Source organism: Brachybacterium sp. Marseille-Q7125, from assembly GCF_023062615.1.
Classification (GTDB): domain Bacteria; phylum Actinomycetota; class Actinomycetes; order Actinomycetales; family Dermabacteraceae; genus Brachybacterium.
The window spans coordinates 35,887-47,429 of record NZ_JALLAL010000022.1 but is presented as its reverse complement, the minus strand read 5'-3'; the positions used below and the strand labels follow the sequence as shown (position 1 = coordinate 47,429).

Here is an 11,543-nt window from a genome sequence, read left to right as displayed (position 1 = left end):
GCAGACCCGAAACCCCAGCTCGGAACCCACTTCTCACCCGAAGACGGCAACAGCATCCGCCACGGCTGGGCCGGCCGACACCAGCCATGACACGCCCGGGCCATACACACATTTTGTCCTATAACCCGGAACTGAGGATAGTTCTGAGGATAGGTCCGACGCGTCGGGGTAAAACTAAGGGCCCCTCCCCAGCGTTTCTGCTGGCGAGGGGCCCTTTCTCGTAGCGGGGGCAGGATTTGAACCTACGACCTCCGGGTTATGAGCCCGGCGAGCTACCGAACTGCTCCACCCCGCGGCGACATCGACCACTGTAGGCACGGGCTCAGCGAAGAGTCCAGGCGAACCCCGCCGAACGTGTGCCATCGCACGTTCACGGCCCGTTCACCTGCATGGAGTGTCGGCCGCATCCGCACGCCGCGCATCAACGGGTCGACGCCCGCGTCAGCCGTCGCCGCCGTCGGAGGGCTCGGGGGTCCCGGTGCCGCCCAGCTCCTCATGGGCCTCGATGGCACGCTGCAGAGCGTCCTGTAGACGCTCCTGCGCCTCGCCGTACTTCTGCCAGTCGTTCTCCTGCATGGCCTTCTCGGAGTCTTCGACGGCCTGGTCCATATCGACGAGAGCCTGGTTGAGCCGCTCGTTCGCGTCACCGCCGGGGGCCGGGGCAGGCTTCTCACTCTCACCGCCCTCATCGGCCGGCTTCTCACTCCCCTCCTCGACGTCACCGTCACCCGTCTGGGTGCCGGCAGTGCCGGAGGGAGCGGTGGAATCGGAGACCTCGGCATCACCCGCGGCTGCGCCGGAGTCGCCGCCGAAGACGAGGTCGAGTGCCTCATCCAGGGTCGGGGCGAAGCCGATCTTCTCGCCGAAGGAGACCAGCACCATCTGTAGCAGCGGGTACTGCGTACCGCCGCCGGTCTGCGAGGACTGCAGGTAGACAGGCTGGACGTACAGCAGCCCACCGCCCACGGGCAGGGTCAGCAGGTTGCCGTTGATGACCTCGGAGTTGCCGGACTTCAGCAGGTTCAACGCCTTGGACACGTTGGGCTCGGCGTTGAAGGTCGCCTGCACCTGGCCAGGCCCGTTGACCGGGTTCGAGGTCGGCAGCACCAGCAGCGTCATCTCGCCGTAGCTGTCCGCCGGGTTGCCCTCGGTGCTGCCGGTCTCGGAGTCCACGGCCAGATAGCCGGTGAGCACGTTCTGCCCCTCGGAGGGGATGAAGCTCGACGACAGCATGAACCGCGGGGAGTCCGCATCAGGCATCTGCATGGTCAGGTACATCGGCGGCTGGGGCGGCTGCTGACCGGCCGTGCCATCGGAGTTGGTGGGCGCCGGCACCGTCGGATCCGGGGAGACCTGCCAGAAGTCCTGCTGGGTGAAGAAGTCATCCGCGCCGGTGACGTGGTAGGTCGACAGGATTTGCCGCTGCGCCTTGAAGTAATCGGCCGGGTAGCGCAGATGGCTCATGAGCTCGCTGCTGATGTCCTCCGCCGGACGCAGCGCACCGGGGAACACCTCGCCCCAGGCCTTGAGGATCGGATCCTCGGTATCCCAGGTGTACAGCGTCACCGAGCCGTCAAAGGCGTTCACCGTGGCCTTGACGGAGTTGCGCATGTAGTTGGCGGAGCGCACGCGGTTGGCGGCGGTCTCGTTGGGGTTGGTCTGGGAGTCGTTGACCGTCTGGTCCAGGTCCACGGACTGGGCGTAGGGATATTCGGTCGTGGTCGTGTAGCCGTCCACCACCCACACCAGCTCCCCGTCCACGACGGCCGGGTACATCTGGGAGTCCAGCGACAGGAACGGCGCGACCTCCCGCACGCGACGCTGCGGGTCGCGGTCGTACAGGATCTGCGACTCCTCGTTGAGGTAGTTGGAGATCACGATGTTGGGGTCACGGAACTTGATGGCGAACAGCAGCTTGTTGAAGAAGCTGCCGACGGACGGCCCGCCGTCACCCTGGAAGGTGTTGTAGACCTGGTCGCCGCCCTCTTCGTCTTCGGTGCTGCCGCGCTGGTAGTCGAATTCTTCGGGCTCCGCACCCGCGGGGGCGCCGACGATCGAGTAGTCCGGGGAGTGGCGGCCGAAGTAGATGCGCTCCTCGTACTCGCCCAGCGCTCCACTGCCGGGCACGCCGGACTGCAGGAAGGCGGGTTCGCCGTCGGCGTTGCGACGGTTGCCGTAGGAGGCGGCGGTGCCGTAGCCGTGCGTGTAGATGATGTGCTGATCCACCCAGGAGCGGTCGGCCAGGCCGAATTTGTCCGGCCGCAGCTCGCGCACACCGATCACGGTGTCCTGCAGCTCGCCATCGATCTCGTAGCGGTCCACGCTCAGCAGCTCGTCGAAGCCCCAATAGCGGCGGTTGGCCTCACGCTGCTCGAAGGTGGGCGAGATGACGTTCGGGTCCATCAGGCGGATCTGCGCGGTGGTGGATGCATCGGCGCGCAGCGCCCCGGTCTCCGCTTCAGTGGAAGCGGTGTAGGGCCTGACGTTCACGTCATCGAGATTGAAGGCGGTGCGGGTGGCGTCGATGTTGTTCTGGATGTACGGCTGCTCGAGCGCGCGCTCGTTGGGCTGGACCTTGAACTGCTGGATCAGCGCCGGGTAGGCGGTGCCCACCACGATGGTGGACAGGATCATCAGGCCCGCACCGATCGCAGGGATCTTCCAGTTGTCCTGCAAGATCCAGACCACGAACAGGGCTGCGACGAAGATCGAGGCGATCGCGAGGATGGTCTGGGCGGGCAGGATCGCGTTGTGGTCGGTGTACGAGGCGCCCTCGAAGCGCGGGTGCGAGGCGGTGAGCAGGTCGTAGCGCTGGAACCAGTGACCGGCGCCCAGCAGCAGCACGTAGATCGCAGCGAGCACACCCAGGTGGCGCCGCGCGGTCTTGGTCACGTGCAGTCCGCTCTCCTGCCCCCAGGCGACACCGCCGTACACGAAGTGCCCGACGAGCGCACCGACGATCGCGACCAGCAGCACAAACTGCCCGAAGGAGATCAGCAGGTCGATCAGCGGCAGCTGGAAGACGTAGAAGGAGATGTCGTTGCCGAAGATCGGGTCGCTCTGTCCGAAGGACTGCGGGTGCAGGAACAGCTGGACGAGCTCCCAGGCGCGGGACAGGGCCAGGCCCCCGAAGGCACCGATCACGACGGGTGCCCCGTAGGTCAGGCCTTTGCGCAGCGGATCCACGGCGGCGCGGAACTGCTCGAGAGCCTCCTGTTCACGGGTCACCGGAGGGTAGATGGGGCGCTTGGTGTAGGCCAGGCGCAGGCTGATGAACAGCGGCACCGCGAACAGCACCACGCCGATCACGAACAGCACCGCCTGGGTGATCCAGCGGGTGAGCAGCACATCGGTGTAGCCCAGCTGCTCGGTCCACAGGTACTTGGTCCACACCTCGGAGGCGATCACGAGCAGCACCACAGCCAGGGCGAGCACGCCGAGAGTGATCGCCAGCGGCGAGATCTTCCGCGAGTCCTTCGAGCTCGGAGAAGATGCCGGTCGGGGACGCGGCCGGGGCATGTCGCCGAAGGGGGCGGAGAAACTCACGGAAAACCTCAGGTGCCTCGGGGTGGGCGCCGTGGCTGGCCCTGCGTCTGCGCAAGGCCGGTGCATCGGCGCCGGGTACAGTGTGGTGCCACCGCGCAGTGCGACGGCCTATCCATTCTGTCAGGCGAATCTGCAAGGAACCTCTCGATACGATGACGACTTCCGCCGATGATCCGCTGGACGCCCCCACCGCTGCGCTCGCCGCAGCAGTGCTCGAGGTGGCACGGCATGTGGGTGGACAGCCACTGGCTGCGCCGCATCTGTTCGCGCTGGCCCGCTCCGCAGAGCTGCTGGCCTCCTCCCCGGGGATCGCGGCGTTGCTGGGCATCGGCGAGCAGGGCACCAACGCACCCGATGCGCTGCACCTGACACCCATCGACCTGGAGATCGATGCTCCCGCCGGCGCGGACCCGCTGGCCGTCCTGGAAAGCGCCGATTGGCCAGACCTCACTGCGGGCGGTGCGATCACCTGCGATCTGGCGCCGCAGAGCTGGAACGTGGCGAGCACCTCCCCCACCGATGCCGGGCGCCGCGCCCCACGCTCTTCTGACGCACCGCTGAGATCCTCTGACGCACCGCTGCGGGTGGTCGTCGCGGCCCTGGCCGATGGCACCACCTGGTCGGCGCTGCACCGCGGCGACGAGGACGGGTATGTCCTCGGCGCCGCGCTGCTGCCGGAGATCACGTCCGCGCTGCTGCATACTTTGCGCGAGCGCGGCTGACGCTGCCCATCGGCCGGTGTGCGGAGCGATCCGCGCACCGCCCGCGTCGATCCGCGCGCTGTCCGTGCGGTGAGGCATCAGAACGGTGCGTCGACCAGCTCCCTCTCCGTCTGCTCAGAGCCCGCGATCTCCCCGGTCTCGGGGTCGGCTGTCGGCTCATCGTCGGAATCGATGGGCCGCTGGGTGGTGGGGTGCATATCGGGCACGTCCCTGTCACGGGCCGGCCGCAGGAAGGGGCCGACGGTACCGGCGTTGAGGTCGTGACCGATCGCCTCCGCCTGCATGGTCAGCGAGAAGCGATCCTTGCCGTCCTGGTCGGTCCACTGCGAGGTGTACAGGCGGCCGCTGATCATCAGCGCATCGCCCTTGCGCACGCAGCCTGCGACGTTGGTGGCCAGCTGCCCACGGCAGAAGACGGTGAGGTACTCGGTGTCGCGGTCCACCCAGTCACCGCTCTCGGGGTCTCGATAGGAGCTGGTCACAGCCACGCGCACCGAGGCGGACGGTTTGCCGTCCACGCTCTTGCGACTGCTCGCGCCCTCGGTGGCATTGCCGCGCACAACGGTGTGGATGTCCTTCATGTCCTGGTCCTTCCTCTGTGCCGGGTCCATCCCGGTCTCGGCTCCGTGCCGATGCCTCCCAGCGTCGCGATCACCGAGTGTCTGGACCAGCGCGGGGCCGAAAATGTGGATAACGGGCCGTTGTGGAGGAAAGGTCGATGCGCCCGTGCACCATCCGCACCGCGTGCGCACCCCCGCAGTCTCCGCACAGCACAGACGGCCGGCCCCGTGGCGGGGCCGGCCGTCTATGCGGTGCGCGAAGGCGGGTCAGACGGTGGGGACCACCAGGCCGGTCGCGTTCTTGCGGGCGTTCTCGAAGCGAGCCTGCACATCCGCCCAGTTCACGATGTTCCAGATCGCCTTGACGTAGTCCGCCTTGACGTTCTGGTAGTCGAGGTAGAAGGCGTGCTCCCACATGTCCAGCTGGAACAGCGGCACGGTAGCGACCGGGATGCCGTTCTGCTGGTCGTAGAACTGCTCGATGACGAGGTTCCCGCCGACGGGCTCGTAGGCGAGGATCGCCCAGCCGGAGCCCTGGATGCCCAGGGCGGCGGCGGTGAAGTGCTCGCGGAACTTGTCGAAGGAACCGAAGTACTCGTCGATCGCGGCGGCCAGCTCACCGGTGGGCTTGTCGCCACCCTCCGGGGAGAGGTTCTTCCAGAAGATGGAGTGGTTGGTGTGGCCACCGAGGTTGAAAGCCAGGTCCTTGGAGAACTGGTTCACGGTGCCGAAGTCGCCGGCCTCACGCGCGGCGGCGAGCTTCTCAAGGGCGGTGTTGGCGCCCTTGACGTAGGTGGCGTGATGCTTGGAGTGGTGCAGCTCCATGATCTTGCCGGAGATCGAGGGATCCAGGGCTCCGTAGTCGTAGTCCAGATCAGGAAGCGTGTACTCCGCCATGTGGATCATCCCTTCATGAGGTGGGTGCGCGACCAGGGGTGTGGACCGCGCCGTGTGATCCATCCTGCCATGTCAGATTCTGCAGCGGGGCCGCCTGTGCTGGCGGCGAACATCGGGGACGCTGTGGTGGTGGCGTGTCAGCCGCGGGTGGGACGATGATCCGATGACGTCCGCCGATGGGGCCCTGCCCGCCCTGTTCTCCCCGGCCACGCGCACGTGGTTCGCGGAGTCCTTCGCCGCGCCGACGCCAGCGCAGTCCGCGGCCTGGGAAGCGATCGGCCGCGGCGAGGACACCCTCGTCGTCGCCCCCACCGGCTCGGGCAAGACGCTCGCGGCCTTCCTCGTAGCGATCGACCGCCTGGCGAGCGATTCGAGGCGGCGCGGACCAACAGGTCGATCCCGGGCAGGCACCCGGGTGCTGTACATCTCGCCGCTCAAAGCCCTCGGCGTGGATGTGGAGCGCAACCTGACCTCACCGCTGGTCGGGACCACCCGCACCGCCGAACGGCTCGAACAGCCGCACACACCCGTCAGCGTCGGCGTGCGCACCGGCGACACGCCACCTGCAGAGCGCCGACGGCTCGCCGCGCATCCTCCGGACATTCTCATCACCACGCCGGAGTCGCTGTTCCTGATGCTCACCTCCCAGGTGCGCGAGACCCTCACCGGGGTGGACACGGTCATCGTCGATGAGGTCCACGCGGTGGCGGGCAGCAAGCGTGGAGTGCATCTGGCGCTGTCACTCGCGCGGTTGGATGCCATGCTCGTGGCGCCGGCGCAGCGCATCGGACTGTCGGCCACGGTGGAGCCGGTGCAGGAGGTCGCAGACTTCCTCACCGGAAACCGTCCCGGACGCACAGTGAGCATCATCCGCCCGCCGTCGGCGAAGTCCTGGGACCTGCGGGTGAGCATGCCGGTGGCGGATCTGCAAGCGATCGAACCGCCCGCGGACGCCGCCGAGGACGAGGACGTGGCCGGAACGATCTGGCCGCATGTGGTGCGGTCGATTCTGGAGCAGGTCCTCGCCCACCGCACCACGATCGTGTTCACGAACTCCCGCTCGCAGGCGGAGCGGCTGACCGGGCGGCTGAACCGCCTGAACGCCCGGCGCATCGCCGCGGCAGGGGCCGATAGGGACGGTGGCAGCGCTGATGAGACGGCACCGCCGGAGGTTCCCGATATCGCCCGCGCCCATCACGGCTCGATGTCCAAGGAGGTGCGGGCCGGGATCGAGGAGCAGCTGAAGGCAGGACAGCTGCGGTGCGTGGTGGCCACCAGCTCGCTCGAGCTGGGCATCGATATGGGGGCGGTGGATCTGGTGCTGCAGGTCGCCGCACCGTTCTCGGTCTCCTCCCTGCTGCAGCGCGTAGGCCGAGCGGGGCACGATGTGGGCGCGACCTCCCACGGCACCCTGCATCCGCTGCACGCCGGTGACGTGCTCGTCAGCACGGTTGCGGTGCAGGAGGCGCTCGCGGGACGGATCGAACCGCTCGTCGTGCCGAGGAACGCCCTGGATGTGCTGGCCTAGCACACCGTCTCTGCCGCCGCGATGGAGGATCTCGAGGTCGAGGACTGGTTCGAGCTGGTCCGCTCTGCGCACCCGTACCGGGCGCTGCCACGCAGCGCCTTCGACCAGACGATCGACCTGCTCGCGGGCCGCTACCCCTCGACAGCGTTCTCCGAGCTGCGTCCGCGCCTGGTGCATGACCGCGAAGCCGGGATCCTCACCGCCCGGCCCGGAGCGCAGCGTCTGGCGGTCACCAGCGGCGGCACCATCCCCGACCGGGGCCTGTTCCCGGTGTTCCTCGCCGCGGGATCCGAGGACTCCCAGCCGAAGCGCGTCGGGGAGCTGGATGAGGAGATGGTCTACGAGTCTCGCCGCGGAGACGTCATCACGCTGGGCACGAGCTCCTGGCGGATCGAAGAGATCACCGCCGCGCACGTGCTGGTCTCCCCCGCCGTCGGGCTCAGCGGCCGGATCCCCTTCTGGCATGGCGACGGGGACGGGCGGCCCGCGAGCCTCGGCCGGGCGATCTCCGCCGCGCAGTCCGAGCTCGCCGCACTCCCCCGCCCCGAGGCCGACGAGCAGCTGACGGGGCTCGGCCTGGACGAGAACGCGCGCACCGTGCTGCTCGACCTGCTCGACGAGCAGCAGCAGACAACCGGCGCGGTGCCCGGCCCGGACCAGCTCGTCGTCGAGCGCTTCCTCGACGAACTCGGGGACTGGCGGGTGGTGCTGCACTGCGCGGCCGGGCAGCGGATCACGGGGCCGTGGGCGCTCGCCGTCGGCGCCCGGGTCGAGGAGCGCTACGGCCTGGACGGCCAGGTGATGGCCGGGGACGACGGGATCGTGCTGCGCATCCCGCACGGCGAGCAGCCGCCCGGCGCGGACCTGTTCCTGTTCACGCCCGAGGAGATCGAGGAGGAGGTGCGTCGTCTCGTCGGCTCCTCCGCTCTGTTCGCCGCGAGGTTCCGGGAGTGCGCGGCCCGGGCGCTGCTGCTGCCGCGGCGCGACCCGAACCAGCGGGCGCCGCTGTGGCAGCAGCGCCAGCGCGCCGCGCACCTGCTCGAGGTGGCCAGGCCGCATCCGGACTTCCCGATCATGCTCGAGGCGGCGCGGGAGTGCCTGCAGGACGTCTACGACCTGCCGGCCCTGGTCGAGCTGATGGGGCAGGTCAGGCGGCGTCGCCTGCAGGTGCGCGAGGTCGAGACCCCCTCGCCTTCTCCCTTCGCGCGCTCGCTGCTGTTCGGCTACATGGCGCAGTTCCTGTACGACACCGATGCGCCGCTGGCCGAGCGCCGCACCGCCGCCCTCGCGCTGGACCAGTCGCTGCTGGCCGAGCTGCTGGGCACGGTGAGCCTGCGCGAGCTGCTGGATGCCGAGGTGATCGCCGAGGTCGAGCAGCGCCTGCAGGGACTGACCGAGGAGCGGGCGCTGCGCGGGCCCGAGCAGATCGCCGACGCGCTGCGCCGTCTGGGCCCGCTCACCCCCGCGCGAATCGCCGAGCGTGCCGTGGACGGCCTCGATCTCGACGCGGCCCGCGCCGAGCTCGAGCAGTCCCGCCGCGTGCTCACGGTGCGGATCGCCGGGGCGGAGCATCTCGCGGCGGTCGAGGACGCCGGTCTGCTGCGCGATGCGCTCGGCACGGCGCTGCCGCCGGGGATCCCCGAGGTGCACCTGGCCGCGGTGGACCGGGCGGTCCCGCAGCTGCTCTCCCGCTGGGCGCGCGGCCGCGGCCCCTTCCTCGCCGACGCGCCGGTGCAGGCCTTCGGTCTCGCGCCGGGGGTGGCGCGGGCCGCGCTCGAGCAGCTCACCGCCGAGGGGGTCCTGTCCCAGGGCGAGTTCACGCCCGGCCGGGAGGGCGAGGAGTGGGTCGAGGTCGAGGTGCTGCGCCGCATTCGCCGCGCGAGCCTCGCCGCGTCCCGGCGGGAGATCGCCCCCGTCGCGGGGCCCGTCTATGCGCGCTTCCTCGGCCAGTGGCAGCACCTGGTGGGGCGCCGCGCCGGCGGCCGACGGGAGCGCGGCACCTGGACCGGGCAGGACGGGCTGCTCTCGGTCGTGGACCAGCTCGCCGGGGTGTCGCTGCCGCTGTCGGCCTGGGAGTCCCAGGTGCTGCCGGCGAGGCTGCCGGAGGTGACGCCCGCCCTGCTGGACGCCGCCTTCGCGAGCGGGGAGCTGATGTGGACCGGTCACGGCCGCCTCGGCGCCGACGACGGCTGGATCCGTCTCCACCTCGCCGATGCCCTCCCCCTGGGGCTCGACGCCGACGCGCTCGAGGAGGCCGCCGGCGCCCTCCCGGACGGTGCCCTCGCCAGCCGGATCCTCGCCCTGCTGCGCACCACCCCGGGCGCGCTGCGGCACGGAGAGATCCTCACCGCGCTGGCGGACGATGGGGAGGCGGCGCGGCCGCAGGACCCGCACGAGGCGCTGTGGGACCTCGCCTTCACCAGCCTGGTCACCAACGACTCCTTCGAGGCGCTGCGCTCCTACGGCCGCGGGCCGGCCAAGGCGCCGTCGCCCCGCACCCCGACGCGCTCACGCAGCCTGGGACGTCGGGGCGCGGCGCGGCTCTCCGCGGCGATGATGCGCCAGGGCGCGTCCAGCCCCTCCGAGCTCGTGACCGGGCCCGCCGGTGCCGGGCGCTGGTCCGCGGTGCGGGTCGAACCGGTCGATCCTGCCGCCCGTGCCGCGGCGCTCGCGACGCTGCTGCTGGACCGCCACGGCGTGGTCACGCGCGGGGCGATGGATGTCGAGGACGTCCCCGGCGGGTTCGCTGCGGTGTACCGGGTGCTGGCCGCGCTCGAGGAGAACGGCAGCTGCCGCCGCGGCTACTTCGTGGACGGGCTCGGCGCCTCCCAGTTCGCGCCCGCCGAGGCGGTGGACCTGCTTCGCGACCGGGACCGGGAGACCGAGGCCGGACGCGACGCCGAGGGGCCCGACGGCGGCACGGCAGGCCCGTCGGCCGAGGCGGTCGCCGTTGCGCTCGCCGCGACCGATCCGGCGAACCCATACGGCGCGGCGCTCCCCTGGCCGGCCCTGCCGATCGCCCCGCCCGAGGGGACCACGGCGCGGCCTGCCCGCCGCGCCGGTGCGCTCGTGCTGCTGCGGGACGGACATGTCCAGGCCTATGTCGACAAGGGCGGGAAGCACCTGCTGTGGTGGGCGGACGAGGAGGCGACGCCCGAGGCCGCCGCCCAGCTCGTCCGCGCGATCGCCGAGGACTCCCGCCTGCCGCAGCTGCGGATCGAGCGGATCGACGGGCACGGGATCGACACCGAGCCGGTCGCGGCGATCACGGCCGCGCTCGCGGAGGCCGGCTGCTACCGCTCACCGCGCTCGCTGCGACTGCGGGCGGGTGATCGCTGATGCCCGAGGGTGACACCGTCGCGCGCCAGTGCCGGATCCTCCACGACGCGCTCGCCGGCGCCGTGCTCACCGTCTGCGACCTCCGGGTCCCGCGTGCGGCGACCGCGGATTTCACCGGCTGGAGAGTCCACGAGGTGCGCCCGCGCGGCAAGCACCTGCTGATCCGGCTCCTCCCGCCCGCGCCCGGGGCACCGCCGATGACGTTGCACAGCCACCTGATGATGGACGGGATCTGGCACGTAGAGGGGAGGGCGCTGCGCTCGAGCGACACCAGCGCCGGGCCGCGCACCCGCGACACGATCCGGATCGTGCTCGAGGCCCGGCACGAGGACGGTCACGAGGTGCGGGCGATCGCCTACGACGTGAAGCAGGTGAAGATGCTGCGCACGGCCGACGAGGAGCAGCTGCTCGGGAACCTCGGCCCGGACCTGCTCGATCCCGCGTGGGACGAGGATTCGACCCTGCGGGAGCGGGCGCTCGTGAACCTCGCCGCCGAGCCGGGGCGGCCGATCGGCCTGGCGATCCTCGACCAGCACGTCCTGGCGGGGATCGGGAACATCTACCGCAGCGAGCTGTGCTTCCTGCGCCGGCTCCACCCCGCCGCTCCCGTCTCCGCGGAGCAGGACCCGGGCGCGCTCATCGACCTCGCCCATCGCCTGCTCGTGCTGAACCGGGACCGTGAGGTGCGGCTGACCACCGGCGGGATGCTCGGCCGGGACGGGGACCTGTGGGTCTACGGCCGCGGCGGGAAGCAGTGCCGCCGCTGCCGCACCCGCATCCAGCGCGGCGAGCTCGCCGAACCGCGGCTCGAGGGCACCGAGGCGCGGGTGCTGTGGTTCTGCCCCCGCTGCCAGGCCGGGCCCGGCGCCCCGGCCCCGTCGGCGGCCCAGCGGCGTGGCCGACGTCGCTGAGACGGACCGCGCTCCTGGCCGTGGCGACGCCGCGACCTCG

The 11,543-nt window shown here is 70.6% G+C and carries 5 protein-coding genes, 1 tRNA gene and 1 pseudogene; 3 read left to right on the top strand and 4 right to left on the bottom strand.

Annotated features, from left to right (window positions below; translation table 11 throughout):
- Window positions 1–221 precede the first annotated feature (221 nt).
- Window positions 222–295 (bottom strand) — tRNA-Met (locus MU407_RS07430).
- A gap of 146 nt (window positions 296–441) precedes the next feature.
- Window positions 442–3,546: a UPF0182 family protein gene (locus MU407_RS07425; protein WP_233190601.1), complete on the bottom strand. Its 3,105-nt coding sequence runs from the start codon at window positions 3,544–3,546 to the stop codon at window positions 442–444.
- Between the two features lie 152 nt (window positions 3,547–3,698).
- Between MU407_RS07425 and MU407_RS07420 the strand changes: the two genes are divergently transcribed.
- On the top strand, window positions 3,699–4,268 hold the full coding sequence (locus MU407_RS07420) for a PPA1309 family protein (protein WP_246956498.1): 570 nt from the start codon (window positions 3,699–3,701) through the stop codon (window positions 4,266–4,268).
- A 77-nt stretch (window positions 4,269–4,345) separates the two neighbouring features.
- Here MU407_RS07420 and MU407_RS07415 read toward each other — a convergent pair whose 3' ends face one another.
- On the bottom strand, window positions 4,346–4,849 hold the full coding sequence (locus MU407_RS07415) for a single-stranded DNA-binding protein (protein ID WP_158239345.1): 504 nt from the start codon (window positions 4,847–4,849) through the stop codon (window positions 4,346–4,348).
- 246 nt (window positions 4,850–5,095) lie between these two features.
- Window positions 5,096–5,725, bottom strand: coding sequence for a superoxide dismutase (locus tag MU407_RS07410; RefSeq protein ID WP_246956496.1), 630 nt, complete (start codon window positions 5,723–5,725; stop codon window positions 5,096–5,098).
- Between the two features lie 163 nt (window positions 5,726–5,888).
- On the opposite strand from MU407_RS07410, the pseudogene MU407_RS07405 reads away from it, so the two are divergent.
- Both MU407_RS07405 and MU407_RS07400 read left to right on the top strand, forming a co-directional pair.
- Window positions 5,889–10,592, top strand: a pseudogene (locus tag MU407_RS07405) (ATP-dependent helicase).
- Window positions 10,592–11,503 carry a DNA-formamidopyrimidine glycosylase family protein gene (locus tag MU407_RS07400; protein ID WP_102235144.1) on the top strand — a complete coding sequence of 304 codons (912 nt, stop codon included), beginning with the start codon at window positions 10,592–10,594 and terminating at the stop codon, window positions 11,501–11,503. Before MU407_RS07405 ends, MU407_RS07400 begins: the two are co-directional and overlap by 1 nt.
- Window positions 11,504–11,543 lie beyond the last annotated feature (40 nt).

Excerpts from the sequence above, each read along its gene's own strand:
- MU407_RS07420 (WP_246956498.1), top strand. The coding sequence starts at position 3,699 with ATGACGACTTCCGCCGATGATCCGCTGGACGCCCCCACCGCTGCGCTC.
- MU407_RS07415 (WP_158239345.1), bottom strand. The coding sequence starts at position 4,849 with ATGAAGGACATCCACACCGTTGTGCGCGGCAATGCCACCGAGGGCGCG.
- MU407_RS07410 (WP_246956496.1), bottom strand. The coding sequence starts at position 5,725 with ATGGCGGAGTACACGCTTCCTGATCTGGACTACGACTACGGAGCCCTG.
- MU407_RS07400 (WP_102235144.1), top strand. The coding sequence starts at position 10,592 with ATGCCCGAGGGTGACACCGTCGCGCGCCAGTGCCGGATCCTCCACGAC.